The 18,755-nt window shown below is 56.6% G+C and carries 21 protein-coding genes; 4 read left to right on the forward strand and 17 right to left on the reverse strand.

Annotation, left to right across the window (positions count from 1 at the left end; translation table 11 throughout):
* Window positions 1–4 precede the first annotated feature (4 nt).
* The gene (locus WC600_00590) at window positions 5–1,057 is read left to right on the forward strand and encodes a GAF domain-containing protein (protein ID MFA4901220.1); all 1,053 of its coding nucleotides are present in this window, start codon (window positions 5–7) and stop codon (window positions 1,055–1,057) included.
* A gap of 300 nt (window positions 1,058–1,357) precedes the next feature.
* On the opposite strand, the gene WC600_00595 is transcribed toward WC600_00590, so the two are convergent.
* The 13 genes from WC600_00595 to lepA all read right to left on the reverse strand — a co-directional run bounded on the left by WC600_00595 (window position 1,358) and on the right by lepA (window position 14,709).
* Window positions 1,358–2,014: a CBS and ACT domain-containing protein gene (locus tag WC600_00595; protein MFA4901221.1), complete on the reverse strand. Its 657-nt coding sequence runs from the start codon at window positions 2,012–2,014 to the stop codon at window positions 1,358–1,360.
* A gap of 471 nt (window positions 2,015–2,485) precedes the next feature.
* Window positions 2,486–3,196, reverse strand: a complete 711-nt coding sequence (locus WC600_00600; protein MFA4901222.1) for an ABC transporter ATP-binding protein — start codon at window positions 3,194–3,196, stop codon at window positions 2,486–2,488.
* Between the two features lie 5 nt (window positions 3,197–3,201).
* On the reverse strand, window positions 3,202–3,945 hold the full coding sequence (locus tag WC600_00605) for an ABC transporter ATP-binding protein (GenBank protein ID MFA4901223.1): 744 nt from the start codon (window positions 3,943–3,945) through the stop codon (window positions 3,202–3,204).
* The gene (locus WC600_00610; GenBank protein ID MFA4901224.1) at window positions 3,942–4,910 is read right to left on the reverse strand and encodes a branched-chain amino acid ABC transporter permease; all 969 of its coding nucleotides are present in this window, start codon (window positions 4,908–4,910) and stop codon (window positions 3,942–3,944) included. Before WC600_00610 ends, WC600_00605 begins: the two co-directional genes overlap by 4 nt.
* Entirely contained in the window at window positions 4,911–5,768 is an 858-nt protein-coding gene (locus WC600_00615; GenBank protein MFA4901225.1) for a branched-chain amino acid ABC transporter permease, read from the reverse strand.
* A 94-nt stretch (window positions 5,769–5,862) separates the two neighbouring features.
* A complete protein-coding gene (locus WC600_00620) occupies window positions 5,863–7,122 on the reverse strand; it encodes an amino acid ABC transporter substrate-binding protein (GenBank protein MFA4901226.1) in 1,260 nt (419 codons plus the stop codon).
* A 255-nt stretch (window positions 7,123–7,377) separates the two neighbouring features.
* On the reverse strand, window positions 7,378–7,890 hold the full coding sequence (locus WC600_00625) for an LEA type 2 family protein (GenBank protein MFA4901227.1): 513 nt from the start codon (window positions 7,888–7,890) through the stop codon (window positions 7,378–7,380).
* A 134-nt stretch (window positions 7,891–8,024) separates the two neighbouring features.
* Window positions 8,025–8,399, reverse strand: a complete 375-nt coding sequence (locus WC600_00630; protein MFA4901228.1) for a cytochrome c — start codon at window positions 8,397–8,399, stop codon at window positions 8,025–8,027.
* Window positions 8,396–9,895: an ammonia-forming cytochrome c nitrite reductase subunit c552 gene (locus WC600_00635; GenBank protein ID MFA4901229.1), complete on the reverse strand. Its 1,500-nt coding sequence runs from the start codon at window positions 9,893–9,895 to the stop codon at window positions 8,396–8,398. Before WC600_00635 ends, WC600_00630 begins: the two co-directional genes overlap by 4 nt.
* Before the next feature lie 16 nt (window positions 9,896–9,911).
* Window positions 9,912–10,379, reverse strand: a complete 468-nt coding sequence (nrfH, locus tag WC600_00640; GenBank protein ID MFA4901230.1) for a cytochrome c nitrite reductase small subunit — start codon at window positions 10,377–10,379, stop codon at window positions 9,912–9,914.
* A 369-nt stretch (window positions 10,380–10,748) separates the two neighbouring features.
* Window positions 10,749–11,864, reverse strand: coding sequence for a radical SAM family heme chaperone HemW (gene hemW / locus WC600_00645; protein MFA4901231.1), 1,116 nt, complete (start codon window positions 11,862–11,864; stop codon window positions 10,749–10,751).
* Window positions 11,865–12,117: 253 nt separating this feature from the next.
* Complete coding sequence (locus WC600_00650; protein MFA4901232.1) at window positions 12,118–12,675, reverse strand: hypothetical protein; 558 nt, start codon at window positions 12,673–12,675, stop codon at window positions 12,118–12,120.
* Between the two features lie 237 nt (window positions 12,676–12,912).
* On the reverse strand, window positions 12,913–14,709 hold the full coding sequence (gene lepA, locus WC600_00655) for a translation elongation factor 4 (protein MFA4901233.1): 1,797 nt from the start codon (window positions 14,707–14,709) through the stop codon (window positions 12,913–12,915).
* Window positions 14,710–14,929: 220 nt separating this feature from the next.
* On the opposite strand from lepA, the gene WC600_00660 reads away from it, so the two are divergent.
* The gene (locus WC600_00660; GenBank protein MFA4901234.1) at window positions 14,930–15,154 is read left to right on the forward strand and encodes a hypothetical protein; all 225 of its coding nucleotides are present in this window, start codon (window positions 14,930–14,932) and stop codon (window positions 15,152–15,154) included.
* Between the two features lie 219 nt (window positions 15,155–15,373).
* Window positions 15,374–15,694, forward strand: a complete 321-nt coding sequence (locus WC600_00665) for a hypothetical protein (GenBank protein ID MFA4901235.1) — start codon at window positions 15,374–15,376, stop codon at window positions 15,692–15,694.
* 63 nt (window positions 15,695–15,757) lie between these two features.
* On the opposite strand, the gene WC600_00670 is transcribed toward WC600_00665, so the two are convergent.
* Window positions 15,758–16,303 carry a hypothetical protein gene (locus tag WC600_00670; protein MFA4901236.1) on the reverse strand — a complete coding sequence of 182 codons (546 nt, stop codon included), beginning with the start codon at window positions 16,301–16,303 and terminating at the stop codon, window positions 15,758–15,760.
* 140 nt (window positions 16,304–16,443) lie between these two features.
* Window positions 16,444–16,752 carry a DUF4389 domain-containing protein gene (locus WC600_00675; protein MFA4901237.1) on the reverse strand — a complete coding sequence of 103 codons (309 nt, stop codon included), beginning with the start codon at window positions 16,750–16,752 and terminating at the stop codon, window positions 16,444–16,446.
* A gap of 237 nt (window positions 16,753–16,989) precedes the next feature.
* On the opposite strand from WC600_00675, the gene WC600_00680 reads away from it, so the two are divergent.
* The gene (locus WC600_00680) at window positions 16,990–17,364 is read left to right on the forward strand and encodes a hydrogenase maturation nickel metallochaperone HypA (protein MFA4901238.1); all 375 of its coding nucleotides are present in this window, start codon (window positions 16,990–16,992) and stop codon (window positions 17,362–17,364) included.
* 60 nt (window positions 17,365–17,424) lie between these two features.
* Here the strand turns inward: WC600_00680 and WC600_00685 are convergent, their stop codons facing one another.
* Both WC600_00685 and WC600_00690 read right to left on the reverse strand, forming a co-directional pair.
* Window positions 17,425–17,922 (reverse strand): hydrogenase maturation protease, encoded by a 498-nt coding sequence (locus tag WC600_00685; GenBank protein ID MFA4901239.1) that lies wholly within the window; start codon window positions 17,920–17,922, stop codon window positions 17,425–17,427.
* An 84-nt stretch (window positions 17,923–18,006) separates the two neighbouring features.
* On the reverse strand, window positions 18,007–18,483 hold the full coding sequence (locus WC600_00690) for a hypothetical protein (GenBank protein MFA4901240.1): 477 nt from the start codon (window positions 18,481–18,483) through the stop codon (window positions 18,007–18,009).
* Between the last annotated feature and the right edge of the window lie 272 nt (window positions 18,484–18,755).

Raw genomic sequence — 18,755 nt, forward strand, 5'->3', positions numbered from 1 at the left:
TTTAATGCCCGTAAGAATCGATTATTTCAAAAAGTTGTGTGAGCTCTGCAAGACTTTTGGCACGGCCCGTAACCGCCAGGAACTCTTGGAGATGATCTTTATCAGCGCCATGGACATCCTGGAGGGCAAGGCGGCCTGCCTGTATCTGACGGAAATCGGCAAGCAGGGCCTGATTCCCATAGCTCAGAAAGGCTTGTCCGAAAGTTACTTCCGCTCCAAGAAATCCATGCTGGTCCAGAAGATCGTGCCCCTGGTATTGAAGCAAGGCTTTTTTTACTGCCGTGACGCGGCCACTGACTCCAAACTGGAATATCCCGATGCCAAAAAGGCCGAGGGCATCGCCTCCATCCTGGCGGTGCCGGTGATGGTCAAGGGAAAAAACAAGGGGGTTTTTTGCCTGTTTACCGCGTCTCCCCGGGAGTTTGCCCCGGAGGAAAAAGAGTTTGTCACCTTACTGGCCCAACAAGCCGGCGGGGTTATGGAGCATGCCCGCCTCATCGACCACCTGCGCCGGGAGACCCAGCTCTTTTTCGATCTGGCCGTCAACCTCAGCAGCAGCCTGGAAGTAAAAGAGATCCTGCGCTCCCTGACCACCGATCTCGCCCAGGCCCTGGGTGTCAAAGGTGTTTCCATCCGCCTTTTGGATGAGCCTAGGAAAACTTTGGAATTGGTCGCTTCCTATGGATTAACCAAGAAGTACCTGCAAAAGGGGCCGATATCGGCTCAGGATAGCATCCCCCAGGCCCTGAAGGGCAACAAACCCGTCATCATCTTAAACGCCGCCACGGACAAACGGGTGCAGTACCGATTGATGAACCAGGAAGAAGGGATCGTGACGATTCTGGCGGCGCCCATCAAGACCAAGGAGCACGTTATCGGGGTATTGCGTCTTTACAGCAAGGTAGCGCGGCATTTCACCCCCGAGGAAATCAAGCTGGTCACCGCGCTAGCGTACCTGGGCGGCCTGGCGATCCAGAATGCCTCACTGTATCTGATGTGCCAGACTGATATGAAGGACTTAAAAGAAGAGTTGTGGAGCCACCGGTCTTGGTTTTAGCGGGGGACTAGCAATTTAACGTCAAGGATAGGGTTTTAAAAAATGATTGGCCTCCTGGCATAGGCAAGAGGCGGGCACAGAGGCCAATACTCTATGTTTGACATCAAATACCGAGTTGCATTCAAAGAGCAATGTTTGGTAGCCGCAGGCTTGAGCCTGCGCCTGCACAGGCGAGACGCCTGTGCCACCGTTTGAATGCGAAATAGTATAAATAGTATAAGCGCCGGCAGATTGGATTTCTTTCTGAAAAAAAACGGCCCGGGGGCCGTTTTGAGTCTTGCAGACTTTCAAGCAGGCTGACTAATCGACTTTCTCGTTGAAGTAGTAGAGCATCTTGTGCTTGCTCTCCAGGTCTTTCTGGAGGGCTTTTTCATCTTTGACCTCTTTGGCTCGGATATAGACGCGCTTGAAGCCTTCCGGGGCTCCTTCATAGCGCGTCATGATACTGGCGATCCGCCCGCCGTGTTCCCGGATTACATCGGTGACCTGCTTTATGTACCCCGGCTGGTCGGGCAATTCGAGCCCCATGGCCAGGGGGCCCTGGTAAATCCCCGAAATGGAGACAAAGGCCCGAAAGACATCGCCTTTGGTGAGGATTCCCGCCAAAGCGCCTTTGGCATCCACCACCGGCAGCGCCGAGATATGGTTCTTGAGCATGATCGCCGCGGCTTTCTCGACGGTATCCCCGGGAGTAATGGTAAAGAGCCTTTTGGACATGAGGCTCTTAACCACTATTTTATCCAAGAGATAATACATTTCGTGGATATCCAAGGTGGTGGCCTTGGAGGGCGTGGCCTCTTTCAAGTCCCGGTCGGAAATCATGCCCACGAGAGTCCCCTTGCTCAAAACCGGCAAGTGCTGAATATCATTTTGCTTCATCACCTTGGAGGCCTTCATGATGGAAGTACCCTCATCGATGGTGACCAAGTCTTTGCTCATCCAATCCTGCACCGGCATGTCAACCTCCAGTGGTCAGTGGTCAGTGATCAGTGATCAGTAAAAGACGGGTATTTAGCCTGCTTGGCGAAGTTTTGCTTCACCCCTCATCCCGACTCTCTCATCAAGGGGAGACGGGGAATAATAGCGGAACCTTGGGCAATCGTGGTATCTGACTTAGGCTGCCCTGGCCAGTTAGCAATTAGCAGTTAGCAGTTCTTCATGGGCCTTCGGCCCACCCGCAAATTATGAAAAGATGATCTGGTAGCCGCAGGCTTCAGCCTGCTCTGCACAGGTTGAAAACCTGTGCCACCAAACTTTTCAAGGCAGTAATTCATGAGCCCTTGGCCCACCCAAAAAACCATGAAAAGCATTGTAAGGCGGGCATGCCAGCCAAAGATGGTGCGCGGTGCGCACCCTACACAAGCTTTTTCAGGTTTCAGGTGTCAGGTTTTAGGCTGAACTCTGGAACCTGACACCTGAAACCTGCTCTTAAATTCCTAAATAGGTGCGGCGCACTTCGTCGTTTTTGCTGAGTTCCCGGGCCGGGCCTTCCAGGTGCACCTTGCCTTCGGCCAGGACATAGGCATAATCACTGACGGCCAGGGCCATGTTGACGTTTTGCTCCACCAGGAGCATAGTCAGGCCGGTTTTCTTGAGGCGCGTCAGGGCCTCAAACAGGGTGAGGGCCAACAGGGGCGAAAGCCCCAGCGAGAGTTCGTCCAGAATGAGGACTTCGGGTTCGGCCATCAGGCCCCGGCCCACTGCCACCATCTGCTGTTCGCCGCCGCTCAAGGTGCCGGCCTTTTGGCGGGCCCGTTCCTTGAGGCGGGGAAAGAGTTCGTAGACCTTTTCCAGGTTTTGATTAAACGTGGCCCGGCCCCGGGGCGAGAAGGCCCCCATTTCCAGGTTTTCATAGATGGTCATTTCGGTGAACAACTGGCGGCCTTCAGGCACCAGCGCCATGCCGGCCTTAGCCCGGGCATGGGCGGACATATTGGTGACATCCTGACCCTGGAAGAATACCGTCCCCGAAAGGGGCCGCATCAGCCCCATGACGGTTTTTAACAAAGTGGTCTTGCCCACGCCGTTACTGCCCACCAGGGTGGTGAGCTTGCCCGGTTCCAGCTTGAGGTTGACCCCCCAGAGGATCTGGATGCCTTCGTAGCCCGAGGCCAGGTTGCTCACTTCTAAGATCGCCATTGCATCTACTCCGCCAGCAGTTGCGCCGTCATGTTCGGATCGCCCAGATAGGCCTCGATCACCTGGGGGTTATTGGCCACTTCTTCAGGAAGTCCCTCAGCAATTAAGGTGCCGTAATCCAGGACTATAATCCGGTGGGAGATGGCCATGATCGCCTGCATGACGTGCTCAATCATCAGAATTGATATGCCATCCTCTCGAATGGACCGCACCGTTTCCATCATGGCGGCGATTTCCGAAGGATTGAGCCCCGCCAGCACCTCATCCAGCAGCAGGATATAGGGACGGGCCGCCAGAGACCGGGCCAGTTCCAGGCGCTTCTTCTGGGCCACGTTGAGGCTCCCCGAGGGCTGGTCGGCTCGATCGATCAGCTCCACCTTCTCCAGGGCGCCGTCCGCCAGGCGTTTGGCCTCTTTGAGGGAGTGTTGCTCCCGGCCGTAACAGGCCCCCACCATGACATTTTCCCGGACCGTCAACTCGTGGAGAGGGCGTACCACCTGGTGGGCCCTGGCCATACCCCGGCGGGCCACTTCATAAGAGGGCAGAGCGGTGATATCCTCACCCCGAAAAATCACCCGGCCGTGCTCCGGGGCATAGACCCCGTTGATGACGTTGAACAGGGTGGTTTTACCGGCGCCGTTGGGACCGATGAGACCCAGGATCTCCCCTTCGGACAGATCAAACGTAACTTCCGTCAGGGCTTGGAGACCGCCGAAGCGTTTGGAGACTTCTTTGACCTGCAGGATCATTCCAAGAACCTCTTGAGGCGCGGGAAGCGGCCCCGCACCCAGCCGACGGCGCCGGCGGGGACAAACAGGACGATTAACAGAAGGATGACGCCGGCCAGGGCCAGATGCAGGTCTTTAAAGAGCGGGCTGGTGAGCAGATAGCCTCGTAGCCATTGATAACCCACGGCCCCCGCCAGGGGACCCATAACGGTTCCCATGCCTCCCAGCATCACCATCACCAGCATCTCGATGGACATGTGGAGTTGAAAGGCATCGCCCGGCTCAATATTGCCGTTCTTAAAGAAATACAGGGTGCCGATCACGCCGGGGAAGAAGGCCGAAATCACATAGGTAATGGTTTTAGACCGGGGGGCCTTAACGCCCATCACCATGGCCGCATCTTCGTCCTCCCGGATCGCCAGCAAACCCAGGCCGAAACGGGAGTTTTTCACCAGGTAGCTCACCAGCAACACCACTATGGTGGTGATCCACAGAAAAGTGAAGGTGGTCCAGAGGGCCGGGCCGGGTCCGCCGTATTTCTCATAAGCCGAGAAGTTGACAAATAGACCGGTGGCGCCGCCATAAGGCTCAAAGTTGCTCACAAAGGCCCGGGCAGCTTCATTGATACCGATAGTGGCCAGGGCAAAGTAGGCCCCCCGCAGGCGCAGGACCGCCAGACCCACCAGGAGGGCAATGATGGCCGAGAGCAGCCCCCCGCCAATGGCCGCGGCGAATAGGGGCCAGCCGTGCTCGCTGAGCAGATAGAAGCCGGTGTAACCTCCCAGACCGAAAAAGACGATATGGCCGAAGCTGACGTAGCCGGTGTAGCCCAGCAGGATATTGAGGCTCGAGGCCAGACCCACGGCCATCAGCAGGACAAAGGCCGATTCCCGCATAGTATCCTGATGAAGGAGCAGGACCGCCCCGCCCCATACCAGCACAATGACCAGGGGGAGCCAGAAGCCGGGTTTTTGCCAGGCCTTCATTTACTTAGCTCCAAACAGACCGCTGGGGCGCACCAGCAACACCAGCACGAAGAGTCCGAATTCCACCACCGGCACCCAACTAACCGGCATGAAGGCGGGCACCAGGCCTTCAAGGCCTCCCAGGATGAGGCCGCCCACCAATGCTCCCAAGGGGTTGCCCAGTCCTCCCAGGACGCAAATCACGAAGGACTTCAATTCGTAGGGGCCGCCACTCAAGATGGTAAAGGGAAAAAACGTGGCGATCAAGCCGCCGGCCACCGCGGCCAGCATGGTGCCCAAACCGAAACTCAGGGCCAACACCCGGGAGGAGGGAATGCCCATCAGTTCAGAGGCCATGCGATTATTGGCCACGGCCCGGATGGCCTTCCCCGGCCGGGTGAAGTAAAGAAAGAGGTAGAGCCCGGCCGTCACTAAAACGGCCCCCAAGGCTCCCACCAGTCGGCTGGCCGGGAAGGTGAGGAAGCCTAACTCCACAGAACCTAAAGAATAGTCGATGTTTTGCGGCGAGGTGCTGAAGATCGCAGTGCAAACCCCGATAATGATCATGTTGACCGCAAAAGTGGCCAGCAGGCTGGAAAGATGGGGGGCGTTGATCACCCGGTGGACGGCGATGGCGTAGATTATGAAACCCAGGAGGAGCCCGCACCCGGCCACGGGAATCATGGCCAGATAGGGATTCAGCCCCAAATGGGTGAACAGCAGATAGGTGCCGAACATCCCCAGGGCGATGACGGGTCCGTGGGCCAGATTGATGACCGTCATCACTCCCCAGATCAGGGTCAGCCCCATGGCAGCTACGCCATATACGAACCCTAAGAGGAGTCCGTCCGTCAGGGAAGAAATTAATTGATCGAACACTGAAGAGCACCTCTTTCAGGTTTTAGATTCTCTAGTCAAGTGTCAGGTTCCAAGAGAAGCCTCTGAAACCTGACACCTGAACCCGGCACCTAACTTAGCGGGTCGGGCACACGGATGGGGAAGCCGTGGCCGCAGCTTCGGGCCAGACGATCTGTTTCTCGGGCTTGCCTTGCTTATCCTTCTGCCACTGGATGTAAACCATCTCGTGGCCTTCCTGGAGGCCGTGGTCCTTGGGACCTGTGGCAAATTTGATATCTCCATAGAAGGTCATGGCGTTCATGGCATCCAGGGCCGCCTTGACTTTGGCCGTGTCCGTGGAGCCGGCCTTTTGAATGGCCTGTTGCAGGATCAACCCGGCCACGTAACCGCCCGCGCTGTGATAAGAGGGTGATTCGTTGTACTTGGCTTTATAAGCTGCGGTAAACTCATCCACGCTGGGGCCAAACCAATCCACCGCCTTTTTTTTGGCCGCTTCCGGGCTGTATTTGACCGCGGGTTCCCACTGGGAGGAACCGATCACGGAAATGCAGGCCTCACCGAGTTCCGCAAACTTCGGCTCCGGCGGCGCCACCAGCAAGGCGATCATTTGGGTGTTGATCTTTTTCTCATAGAGCTGACGGGCCAGGGTGGTGGTATCCGCGAAGTGCCCGCCACCCATGACGGCATTCACGCCCGCCGGGATTTTATTGATAAAGGGAGCGAAATCGGTGGTGCCGGCATCATAGCCCTCAAAGAGGACAACCTGGTACCCCTTCTTCTCGGCGTAAATCCGGAGGGCGTTGACCACGTCGGTGGAAAACTTGTCTTTCTCATGAATGATGGCGATTTTCTTGCCTTGGGGGACCAGCTTACCTAAGACATCCACCGCACCGGTGAGATAACGGGAGGCCGGGGTATAAGCCTGATAAACCAGGGTATACCCCTTCTTATAGGTAGAGTCCGAGGCCGCTCCGGTGGTGATCATAATTTTATTGTACTGCTGGGCGATAACCGCAGAGGCGTCAGTCAAGGGGCTGCTGTAAGGGCTGATGAGGAAATCGGCCTTATCCGTACTGATCAGTTTGGTGTAGAGTTCCTGAACCCGCTCTTTCTTGCTTTCGTCGTCGTAGAACTTGGCGCTCACTTTCATGGCGGTGCCATCGGGCAACTTGATACCGCCGGCGGCATTCACCTGCTCCATCCACAGGTTGAGGCCGTTGATCTGACGAATCGCTTCTACATTAAATTTCCCGGTCTGAGACGCAGTGAACCCGATGAGGATAGTCTTATCTGCGGCAAAGGCGGGCTGTGCGATGGTTCCCAACACTAAACCTAATGCTAAAACTAGAGTGACACATACCAGCAGGCGCTTCATATTCTCCTCCTTGGTTTGTTTGTTTGTGGTTTTTTCTGTCTACTCAGGTGCCCGAAATTCGAGACAATTAGCGGACTAAAAATCTTAACTCTTTTCTTATACGCATAATTGTAATCCTAATCAAGGGAAACTTACCGAAAATTATGGTTAGAGGGCGGAGCTCAAGCCTAATGACTGCCAGATCCCTGCTCATAAGTTGCCGGGGGCGGCAGAAAAAGCAGGTTTGCCGCTTATGGGACGATTGGCCCTCCCGGCTCAACGCACGTAGAGGCGGAGAAATTCCAGGCCTTCCCTGGGAGTGGTCTGGCCCTGAAAGTGAAAAGGCACTCGCACCAAGCCGCCCAGCACCGCGCCCAGGCGGAAGCCGCCCGCGACCTGGTAGTGCAGCGGCGGCGGCTGCGGATTCAAAAGTACGGGGAGCAGGCCCAGCACCACGGGCAGCTTCACCAGGATGGGGACCCGGGTCACTGTCTGTCCATGGGGCGGCAGGTTCACCGGTTCTTCACCGGTAGCCTGAGCCACGCTTTTGCCCTCCAGCCACAGCTCGCAGTCGTAACCCTTTAAATTAAGGGCCTGGTCGTTGGGATTGGTCAGAAGCAAACTGACGGACACGGGCCAGCCCCGGGGGGTGGGTTGGCCCAGGGTGAGTCCCTGGAAGTCCACCTTCGGGGGCTGAATTTCCCCTTTGGCCAACTGCCTGACCCCGCAGGCCGGCAAAGCGATCAGCACGAGCATCGCCAGGGCTAGACATCGGAAACGCGGTTTCACCGGTGCGGTCACTCCTCAAGATAACCAGAGCCATGCGCCTGTAGCCATGCCCCCGGGAATTCCCTGAGGATTATATCAGATTAAGCAGTCTGAAAAAGTGTTTTGACAAAAAGGGGAAGGCGCGGCCGATATTTTCATTTACCTCGGGCGGCACCCGCCATTGCCGGTGTGACGGCCGGGGCCCGGTTAGACCAGGCCTGGCGGATGAACGTGACCACCGCGGCAACCTGCCGGTTATCCAGATTGTCCTTCCAGGAGGGCATCTGGCCCAGGGTGCCCTTGCGGCCGTGGAGCACTGTGGCCAGCACCGGCTTGGGGTCACCTATGACAAAGGGATCTTTGTCCAAGGCCGGGAAGGTGCCGGGCAAACCTTTGCCACTCTTCAGGTGGCACTGGGCGCAGTTATTCTCAAAAATTTGTTGCCCTTGCTTGACCAGGTCACCGAGTTCCTGGGCCCAGGCGCCCCCTGCCACCAGCATCAGCCCCGCCAGAAAAAGCCTTATCCTCATTTGGTCGCCGCGGGCAGCCCCAGAGAAGCCGTAGGCGTCAGCTTATCCTGAATCCCGAAAGGATCCTTGAATTCCTCCGCCGGCTTGAAGTTCAGCTTCTTGACGCCCCGGTTCTGAAGGTACTTGGCCAGGTCCAACTGCATATCCACCGGCTCCGCCACCCCGGCCTGGGCCAGGGCCTGCCGCATTAACCCGCTGCTTTTTTCTGCAAAGGCCACCGCGTCGCCGCAGATACGAGAGGCCTCCGTGGGGTTGTGGAAGCCGGCGGAGTTTTCGGCGCCGATGTAATTCACCCGGTAAAAAGCCTCCAGATACAGGTCCTTGGCCTGGTCGTACAGAGCTTTGTCGATATTTTTCCCTTCGGCCTGGGCCTTATGGGCGGCTTCAAAGAGCTTGGCCGCCACCGCAGTGGAGTAGCCCGCCCGGAGCAACAAGGAGGTAAAACGCTCCTGGATGGACAGGACCCGGGCCTTAAGCCAGTCGGCGGACTCGGCGTGGCACTGCTGACAGGCCACCATCCCTTGCCACAGGGGGCTGCCTACGTTGTGGTTGGAAATCTTGTTGACCCCCACCCGGGTGTACTGCATGTGGCAATCGGCGCAGGCGACGCCGGCGCTATAATGGGTGCCGCCTTTGCTGAAAAGCTCATACTCCGGATGCCGGGAAAATCCGACCTTGAAGCCCGTAACGCCTTGCTTCCACTCCAGGTTGGCGGGGTCACTCTTGATGACCTTAATGATGTTCTCGATGGAGATGTTCCCTTCCTTGCTTCCCTGCCAGGGGAAGAAGACACCGACCGACTGCATCTCCTGGTTTTTAGGAATGATGTAGGTCACGTGGCATTGGGCGCACACCAGGCTCCGCTTCTCCTGGCGGGTGAGGGTGTCCGGGTCTTTGCCCATGTCTTTGAGAGCACTATTCAGCGTCCAACGGCTCAACTTGAGGTCCATGGTCTTGTTATCGTGGCAGTCGATGCACATAACCCCCATGCGCTGGAACTTGGGCGGAATCTTGGCTTGTACTTCCATATAGGGGTCTTTAAAGTAGTTGGCTCCCATCTCCTGCATTAACTTGGGAGCATACGGGGTTTTGCAGGAGAGACAGACGCCCCCGGCCTTCAGGCGAGACGGATCGATCTCCAGTTGATCGATGAGCATGTAGTAGTGGCCGCGGATCTCGTTGTACTCGACGCCGAAGCCCCAACCGTTGAATAAGAGCGCCATGAAGGGATATTCGCTCAACTTGTCGAACTTATCACCGCCGGTCCAGCCCTTGCGGTATTTGCTCAGGCCCGCCGGATTGGGGTCCTTGCTCTTGAGCCAGGAGTCGTATTCCAAGGGATAAGCCTGGCCCCACACCGCGGGGTCGTACTCGCCATCAGGGATAGTCACCGTCTTGACCGGCTCCTCCTTCGGCGGCGAACACGCGCCCATAAGCCCGATCACTCCTGCCAATACCACCGCCCAGGTGAATAAGCTCGCTCTGCTCCGTTTCATAGACGTATCCTCATGATTAAGGGGTCCAGGTCGCTATGGTCCCGGTACGTTTGTGCGATATGCGGCGGTGGCAATCCCAGCACCGACGATCTTCTTTGATCTGGGAAACGAGGTCGGCATGGCAGCGGCGGCAATTAGCTTCCACCACCGTGGCGCCCCGCTCGGAGATGTGAATGGTTTCGGAAACGAAGCCCGTGTGAAACGCCAGACTATCTTTGACGCCGTCCACGGTCTTCCAGAACAGGTGGTTGGGCAGGTTATTATTGGGGAGGTGGCAATCCACGCACTTGATGGTCTTATGCGCCCCGGAATGGAACCAGGCTTCGTATTCAGGTTGGAGCACGTGACAACTGCCGCAGAACTCCGGGCTCTCGGATTTGGCATAGAGGCCTGGGGGGCCAAAAGCCGCAAATATCCCCAAACCCGCGACAATAACCGCGGCAAGCAACACATAAAGCAGGATGGATTTCTTGGCAGGGCTCATGCTGCCTCACGCCTGTCGTTTTGAAGAAGCCCCAGGTGGAGGTAAGATAATGCTTCAAACGCTCAAATGCAATGATTCTTCTTCAAAAATGTCGACTCATTTGTAGAAAAAATGTTGGAAGGGCTGGGAGGATGAGGAAATGAGGCAATTTTTAAATATAATCTTTAGCGAAATGTTGCCAGTGGTCAGTGGCCATTGGTTTAGAAAAAACCTTAGGGAGCATTAGGGTGGCACGGCCTACCCGCACAGGCTGGAAAGCCTGTGCTACCAACTGTGGCGGGCGGGGACGCCCGCCCCACCGATTTTTCATGGTTTTGAGAGAGCCAAGGTTCAGGCGCGACTGAACGCGACCGCGGTTGATCCTGGGCGCTAATCCACAAACCGGAGGGGCAGGCTATCGGCCACCACCAGGCCCTCAGCCGTGGCCTTAACCCGGTCGCGGTCCACCCGAACCAGGCCGGACTCTTCAAGCTCCGCCAGGGTGGCCTCACCCCGGGGGTGTTCCCGGAGAGTAGCAAGGGGAACGCCTTCTTGGGTGCGGAAGCCCAGGTACAGGATTTCCAGGCGAACTTGCTCCGGGGTGAGAATTTCCTGTCCCGCCACCGGGGCCCTCCCTTCGTTCAGGGAGGCGCAATACTGCTCCACCGACGCACAATTCCACCGACGCTGAGTGCCATTAAAGGAATGAGCCCCGGGACCCAGCCCCAGGCAGGGCATGCGGGTCCAGTACTTGTGATTGTGGCGGCAGGTGAACCCTTCTCCCCGGGCGAAATTGGCGACCTCGTAATGGAGATAGCCCCTTGCCTTCAAGAAACTTGCGGTCAGGAGGAATAATTCCCGTTGAAACTCCTCATTAAGGGGGACCAGTTTTCCCTCCGCCGCGTTCCGGCCCATAGGGGTGTCCTCAGCCAAGGTGAGCTGGTAGCAAGAGAGGTGCTCGGGATCAAACCTTAAGGCCGTTTCCAGGGTGTTGAGCCAGGCCTCCGCCGTCTGCCCCGGCAGGCCGTAGATGAGGTCGAGTCCCAGGTTGGTAAACCCCGCGGCCCGGATGAGGTCGATGGCGGCTTTGGTCTGGCCGGCCGTGTGGCGTCGGCCCAGAAAGCGCAATTCGGTTTCATCAAACGACTGGCACCCCAGACTCAGGCGGTTGATGCCCAACTCCAGGAACAGCCGCAATTTTTCTGCCGTAATATCGTCAGGATTGGCCTCTATGGTGATCTCGCTCTCCGGGGCAAAAATGAACTGCCGCCGCAGGTTGTGCATCAATTCAGCAAGGTGCGCCTCGCCCAGCCATGAAGGCGTGCCGCCACCCAGGAAAAGGGTGTCGAACGCGGGGAATTGGTCGCGGTAGAGGCGGGCTTCGGCGTCCAGGGCCGCGAGATATGACGAAACCAGGCTACTGTCGGCGATGGAGTAGAAGTCACAGTAGGGGCACTTGGTTTTGCAGAAAGGGATGTGGATGTAGAGACCGGGGGAAGGGGTCATGATGTTCTTATAGGGCGGGCCATTGCCAAGCACAGCTTGAGAACGAGGTTGTGCGCAGCCTACCGAAAAAACGAGATTCTTCGCTGCGCTCAGAATGACAATTTTCCCTGGCCCCTGATCACGATCTGCTCATTTCCCGCCTTGAGGACCGCGACGAAGGCGCTTTGGGGGATTGGGACGGCGCCGACCATTTTCATGTGCTTTTTACCGGCCGTTGCTTACCCAGGAGTTTGCGGCCCCTGCTCATGATTCTTCAGGTTTGCCGGGCCTTTCTCACCCGGTGAACATACCACTGGGTAAAGATGATTCCCAAGAACATGGTCCCGGTAGCGAGGACGGGATAGAGCCAACCGGCCATCTGGTCCAGATATGGTCTGAATATGCTGGCCCCCAGGGCTATGAGAAAGATAATGCCCCAGACCATGGATATAAAATAACCGGCGTGGATGAACTCAGGGGTATGCCAGTAGGCTTCCGGTACGCTTTCCCTGGCGTACTGCAAAGTAAACGGCTGACCAGCGATGATGGAGCCCCAGGCTATGGCCGCCAGGGTCCCCCGGGCCAGCAAGTCCATATGCTCAATAACCCACAGGTTTTTCAGAAAAGCCACCAGGATGAAACTGAGTAAAAAAAACATCAGGCTGCCCCAGGTCAGGAAAAACCCCTTCCGCAGTTGCTTGAATCCCAGGACCAGCCCAGACAGCAAAGAAACCGCCAAAGCCATATCCAGCCTGAATAGGGAAGGCCCGGCCAGGATGCCGAACAAGATCCAGGGTAAAAACCCAAGGAGGATTTTCAGCAAATCTTTCACAGCTTCTCGGCAGCAGTGACCGGCGGCTCCGGCATTGATCGCATCATTAACTCGTTCCCAAGGTGAACTTGGGAACGGAAGCGGACGCCAAGCTCAGCTTGGCCTCCAAGGGCATTCCCAAGCACAGCTTGGGAACGAGGTTGTGGAGAACGAGGTTTGAGGAAGCGCGGCCTACCGAAAAAACGAGATGCTTCGCTACGCTCAGAATGACAATTTTCCCTGGCCACTGATCACGATCTACTCATTTTCCGTTTTCAACACCGCCACGAAGGCGCTTTGGGGGATTTGGACCGCGCCCACCATTTTCATGCGCTTTTTGCCGGCCCGCTGTTTTTCCAGGAGCTTCCGTTTCCGGCTGATGTCGCCGCCGTAGCACTTGGCGGTGACGTCCTTCCTAAAGGCCGAGATGGTGGAGCGGGAGATGATCTGGCCGCCCACCGCACCCTGGATGGCGATCTTGAACTGCTGCCGGGGGATTTCGTCCCTCAGGCGGTCGCACACCCGCACACCCCACTCCCGGACCCGGTCCTTGTGGACGATCATGGAGAGGGCGTCGAGCTTCTCGCCGTTCACCAGGATATCCAGTTTCACCAGGCTGGTTACCCGGTAATCCAGGATTTCGTAGTCAAAGGAGCCGTAGCCCTGAGTGATGGTCTTGAGGCGGTCGTAGAAGTCGATGATCACCTCGGCCAGGGGCATATCGAAGATGATCTCCACCCGGCCCGGGGACGGGTAGTTGAACCGGGAGTTGGAGCCCCGGCGTTCCAGGCAGAGCTTCATCACCGCGCCCACGAAGCGTTCCGGGATGAGGATGTTAGCCCTGATGAAGGGCTCTTCCTCGGTCTGGATGCTGCTGGGGTCGGGATAGAATAAAGGGTTGTCCACGGTGAGAGTTTTGCCGTCAACCAGGGTAAAGCGGTACTGGACCCCGGGCACGGTCATGATGATGGACTGGTTGTACTCCCGCTCCAGCCGCTCCTGGACGATCTCCAGGTGCAGCAGCCCCAAAAAGCCGCAGCGGAAGCCCTGGCCCAGGGCCGCGGAGGAATCCCGCTGGTAGACCAGGGAGGCGTCGTTGAGCTTGTATTTCTCCAGAGAGTCGGCCAAATCCTGGTAATCGTCGTTGGAGACCGGGTAGATGGAAGCGAAGACCACGGGCTTGACTTCCTTAAAGCCGGGCAGGGGCGTAGCCGCGGGGCGGGCCTCCAGAGTGACGGTGTCGCCGATGCGGGTGTCGGCCACCGTCTTGATGCCGGCGATGAGATAGCCCACCATGCCCGCGGACAGCTCTTTGCGGGGTTCGCGGGTCAGCCGGAAGATACCCGTTTCCTCCACCTTGTGGATGGTGTTGTGGTACATGAGGCGGATGAGGTCTCCCGGTTTGACCTTGCCGTCGACGACCCGGCAGGAGACCACGGTTCCCCGGAAGGAGTCATAGTGGGCATCAAAAATCAAGGCCCGCAAAGGCGCCTCCGCGGTTCCCTTCGGCGGCGGAATCCGGGCTACAATGGCCTCCAGGACGTCCTCGATGCCAATGCCCTCCTTGGCCGAGCATAAAATGGCGTGGTCCGGGTCCAGACCCAGCTCCCGCTCGATCTGGTCTTTGACCCCGTCCACGTCCGCGGCGGGGAGGTCGATCTTGTTGATCACCGGGATGATGGTGAGGTCGTGCTCCATGGCCAGGTAGAGGTTGGCCACGGTCTGGGCCTCCACGCCTTGGGAGGCGTCCACCAGCAGCAGCACCCCCTCGCAGGAGGCCAAAGCCCGGGAGACCTCGTAGGAGAAATCCACGTGGCCCGGGGTGTCGATGAGGTTAAGCTCGTATTCCAGGCCGTCGGCGGCGGTATAGGGCAGCGAAATGGTGTTGCTCTTGATGGTGATGCCCCGCTCGCGTTCCAGGTCCATGGTATCCAGGATCTGGTCGCGAAACTGGCGGTCCTCCACCATGCCGGTCCACTGGATAAGGCGGTCCGCCAGGGTGGACTTGCCGTGGTCAATATGGGCGATGATGCTGAAGTTGCGGATATTAGACATATTTTTACACTAAGAGAAGCGCTGTTTCCTTGAGAATATCGAATCAACTGCAATATATTATTTTACCTTTTATCTCCCGAGAGTGCACCCTTTGATTTTTGGGGAATTCCGGACGCGGCTTAAAAAATTTTTAGATATTTCACTTAATATATATAGCCTAAAAATGATCTAACCATTATAATGTACATATTAAAGCTTGATTTAAAGTGAGGACTAACCGATGGATGAATACGGCGTTGATTTTGATTGGACCCCTGAACCGAGAAAACCCCTGGTGGCAGTGCTGGCCGACCCCTGGCATGGGCGGCTGGTAGAGCGGATCATCATGATGGTGAACCAGTGTATCTGCTACAAGGGTCACGTATACAGATTCAGTTGGAAGGACGGCGACGTGGCTTTTTATGAACCTGCCATCATGGAAACCGTCCCGCACTGCTGCGTCTAACCTAATACCTTCGTGATCTATCTCCCCCCAAGGCTCGCGTCCTTTACTGGCGCGGGCCTTTTTTATTAGGTGCCAGGTTCCAGGTGTCAGGTGTCAGTAAAGGGGCCATGATTAAGCAAGACTCTCCGGCAGTAACGTCTCCCTCCCCACACATTGACACCACCGCCGCCCCCGAGTATAAAGAAATAAAAAAGGTTACCCCGCCTTAAGGCGAAGGGGATGAGTATGTTAAAGGACCTGCTGAAAAGGCCGGGGGCTGGATTCCTGTTGGGGATTGGGGTGGTGATCCTGGCCCCCATCGTGTTGCCGGTGGTGGCCAGGGCTGCCCGGCCTTTGGCGAAAGCCTTGCTCCACGGCTATTTCGACCTGGTGGACGAACTGAAATCCCTGGCCGCAGACGATGAGAAAAAACCCACCCCCGTGCTCGGCGCTATAGTGGCCACCGGATTTGAAGAGTCGGCTGCGGCCGCTGGGGAGATAGCCGTGGAAGAAGGGATGGCCGACGTTATTCTGGAGGGCGTGGTCGCCGCCTTGGTATGAGGCCGGCCTCCCGGCTCCCTTCTTCAACCATAAGGCCCGGTCATCAAGAAACCAGATACCGCATCAGCGGGGCTTGGGCATTGGCTGCCGGCCCCCGCTATTTACGCCCCGTTCCAGGCCTTCCATGATGGCGTTCACAAACTTGTTGGCGTAGGCCACATAGTCACCTTCCACCACATAGCCATACCTGATGTAACTCTCCGGGAAATTCACCCGGGCCTTTTTGATGATGAGATAAATATTGGGGTTGATCCCCGCGGTGCCGGGGTATTGGTAGTAAAGGTTGGGAACCCGGTGGGCAATGATGATCAGGCCGCTTTCATCCAGGATGGTCAGCTTGTCATAAGTCCGGGTCTCGGGGTTGAGCTTGTCGATGACCGCACCCTTCGCAATGAGCCCACTGCCCTCTCGATTGATCTTCTGCAAGGTGGCGTCGATCTTGGCCAGAATCTTCGCTTTTTCTGCAAGGGGAATCTTCTGATACTGGTAAAAATAGCTGGCGGGAAACTGTTTGGCCGGCATAGAGGCTTCTTCCGCCCGGCTCGGAGGGATCCCGGAGATCAGGCCGACAATCAGGAGCACGAGGAGAGATTTGATCCGCACAGGCATGGGTCAAGACCGGTAGGGCGGGCGTCCCCGCCCGCCACCATCATATCATCCTTACAAGCAGGGGTTAGGGGATATTACCGTTCTTGCGACAGGGCTGAACTCCGGTGATCCAGGCCATCCCGCCTCCAAAGGTCCGCCTTTTACTCGAACCTGACCTCTTCGTCGGGAAGTTCGATTTCCTTGGGGAACTCGGAGAAAGGGAAGGGGCGCTGGTTTTCGTTCAGGGTAACATAACGCATTAACCGGTAGCCGTAAGTCGCAACCTTGTTGGCGAAGGTCCGGGCAGGCTCATTGTGCCGCAGGGTAACCAACAAAAAAAAGTATTCGAACACGGTGATGAGCAGCACAATGGTTTTGACCACCTCGAAGATGGCCACATACAGAAGCGTGTAGAGCAAACGGATGGCGACCTGTTTGCGGGAGACCGCACCTGGTGATTCGTCGTTCATGGTTCCTCCGGCTGTGGTGACACTTCGTTGACGGTTAACCGCCGTATTCCGTCAGGGTTATCTTTACTATAATAGTGGGGCCGGGTTTTGGCAAGTTGGGATTCCGCTGCCAGCCACTGGGTCCCGGCAGGTGAAATTCTTGGCTTCCCGTGAGCAAATATGGTATGCCTGATCTGGCAGATCGCCGCTGTTTGGGGCGTTTGGAAACTTCAAGGAAAAAGTGGAGGTTAAGGAGCCTTGCATGAATATTCATTAATGGAGCAGGTGGTCGCCCACATCCTGGCGGAACTCAAAAAGCAGGAGGGACCCCCTCCTGAGGGTTCGCTGGAGGTGGTTCTCAACGTTGGGGCACTGGCGGTGCACTCCGAGGCCGCCACCCGCCAGGCCTATGAGGTTTTGGTCAAAGGGACGCCGCTCGAGAATTCCCGGCTTCGACTGACCATTGAACCGATCACCCTGGCCTGTGGGCAATGCGGCTATAAAGAACCCCTGCCGGAGGGTGCGGTTGATCCCCACGACCAATCCCCCTTGATGGAGTGCCCCCGTTGCGGCGCCGTGATCCCAGTGCAGGGAGGCCGGGGGGTGGAGTCCATCGAACTTAGGTGGGAGTGAAACCGTTTTTGGTTTTTGGTTTTTGGTTTTTCGTTAAAATAGAACGAAATTAGAGGCCGATCACCCCGCCCTGCCTTCAAGCTCCGCCATAAGACGCTGACAGGTGGTCTCCACCGCCTCAACCATAACCGCTGACAATCCCGGGGTTACTTCTTCCGGCATAAATTCGACCTGCGCCACGATGATCTTCACCTCTATCGGGCTATGTTCCTTAAGCTCCTGGAGCATGTTGACCGTGGGAAATTGGTGCAGAGAGAAGTCGGAGGTCTTCTTATCCGGAATGCCTTCCACCGGAATTTCAAAGACTTCTCCCGGCTTCCGATCAGGGTATTCCACCGCATCGATGATAAAAATCTTCTTGGGCTTTTTGTCGCTCAAAACCAGGTCAAAAAGGATATCCCGGATGCTGGTGCCCACATCCATAGCCAGGACGTCGTCGGGAAGCTGATAATGTTCTTTGAGTCTGGCAATGACCGCGGGCCCGAACCCGTCATCCCCCCATAAAATATTGCCACAGCCGAAGATCAAGACCGATTTCTTAAATAATTCCGATATCATGAATTGAACACACTCCTAGTATAAGCCCCAAAATGGGACCATCATAGTGGCACCGAATTTTGCGGCGACTAGGAGAGTATTCGCCTAACTCGAACCTCCTGTCAACTTATACTTGATGGCCACGGCTTGCATCTTGCTCGAAGGAGGTAATCCGGGAAGTCCCTGGCACCGCCCCGGTTGGCAGATAATGATGGCATCCGCGCCGATCTCCCGGGCCTTGCCCGTCAAACCCTCCAGCGACCCTCCAGAGGCGGTGACAGACGGCTCATATTCCAGCACCGCAAAGGATTTATAAGGCTTGGAAGGTGGCTGGTTCAGGACATCCACCTTATAGGTGGGCGGATATTTGACGCCGGCCAAATGAGAATAGGCCGACAGGTCAACATAACCGGCCGTGTCACATTGGGTCCCCAAAAAATCGGCTTCGTGGCCGGCCACAAAAAACGTCTTAACCTCTGCGGACGGTGATTTCAGATTGACTGCGGTACACCCGGTGACCACCAGGCCGACGGCCACCAGAACCGGAACAATGACATTTTTCCTTCGCGCCCAATTAATCATAACGGCCTCCCCCCTATAATTGTCCTGAGCGATTTTCAGGAACAAGCCCCTGGCCATCCTCCCCCAATCTTAGGATTCCAAGGGGCCAATTGCCGGTTTCCCAAGCCGGCATTTCCCCACTAGGTCGTAATTATAATTATCCTAATTCAATTGGCAAGTAAAGTTTTTTTAATGGTAACTAAATTAATTACAAGTTAATTCTTTTTATAAATGCCCACAGCGCAGAACATCAACCCAAAACCAGCGCCGCCCTTGGGACCCTCCTGCCCGAA

The organism is Desulfobaccales bacterium, assembly GCA_041648175.1.
GTDB lineage: Bacteria > Desulfobacterota > Desulfobaccia > Desulfobaccales > 0-14-0-80-60-11 > 0-14-0-80-60-11.

Coding starts and splice junctions, on each gene's coding strand:
- WC600_00590 (MFA4901220.1), top strand. CDS start 5: ATGCCCGTAAGAATCGATTATTTCAAAAAGTTGTGTGAGCTCTGCAAG.
- WC600_00595 (MFA4901221.1), bottom strand. CDS start 2,014: ATGCCGGTGCAGGATTGGATGAGCAAAGACTTGGTCACCATCGATGAG.
- WC600_00600 (MFA4901222.1), bottom strand. CDS start 3,196: ATGGCGATCTTAGAAGTGAGCAACCTGGCCTCGGGCTACGAAGGCATC.
- WC600_00605 (MFA4901223.1), bottom strand. CDS start 3,945: ATGATCCTGCAGGTCAAAGAAGTCTCCAAACGCTTCGGCGGTCTCCAA.
- WC600_00610 (MFA4901224.1), bottom strand. CDS start 4,910: ATGAAGGCCTGGCAAAAACCCGGCTTCTGGCTCCCCCTGGTCATTGTG.
- WC600_00620 (MFA4901226.1), bottom strand. CDS start 7,122: ATGAAGCGCCTGCTGGTATGTGTCACTCTAGTTTTAGCATTAGGTTTA.
- WC600_00630 (MFA4901228.1), bottom strand. CDS start 8,399: ATGAGGATAAGGCTTTTTCTGGCGGGGCTGATGCTGGTGGCAGGGGGC.
- WC600_00635 (MFA4901229.1), bottom strand. CDS start 9,895: ATGAAACGGAGCAGAGCGAGCTTATTCACCTGGGCGGTGGTATTGGCA.
- nrfH (MFA4901230.1), bottom strand. CDS start 10,379: ATGAGCCCTGCCAAGAAATCCATCCTGCTTTATGTGTTGCTTGCCGCG.
- hemW (MFA4901231.1), bottom strand. CDS start 11,864: ATGACCCCTTCCCCCGGTCTCTACATCCACATCCCTTTCTGCAAAACC.
- lepA (MFA4901233.1), bottom strand. CDS start 14,709: ATGTCTAATATCCGCAACTTCAGCATCATCGCCCATATTGACCACGGC.
- WC600_00660 (MFA4901234.1), top strand. CDS start 14,930: ATGGATGAATACGGCGTTGATTTTGATTGGACCCCTGAACCGAGAAAA.
- WC600_00665 (MFA4901235.1), top strand. CDS start 15,374: ATGAGTATGTTAAAGGACCTGCTGAAAAGGCCGGGGGCTGGATTCCTG.
- WC600_00670 (MFA4901236.1), bottom strand. CDS start 16,303: ATGCCTGTGCGGATCAAATCTCTCCTCGTGCTCCTGATTGTCGGCCTG.
- WC600_00675 (MFA4901237.1), bottom strand. CDS start 16,752: ATGAACGACGAATCACCAGGTGCGGTCTCCCGCAAACAGGTCGCCATC.
- WC600_00685 (MFA4901239.1), bottom strand. CDS start 17,922: ATGATATCGGAATTATTTAAGAAATCGGTCTTGATCTTCGGCTGTGGC.
- WC600_00690 (MFA4901240.1), bottom strand. CDS start 18,483: ATGATTAATTGGGCGCGAAGGAAAAATGTCATTGTTCCGGTTCTGGTG.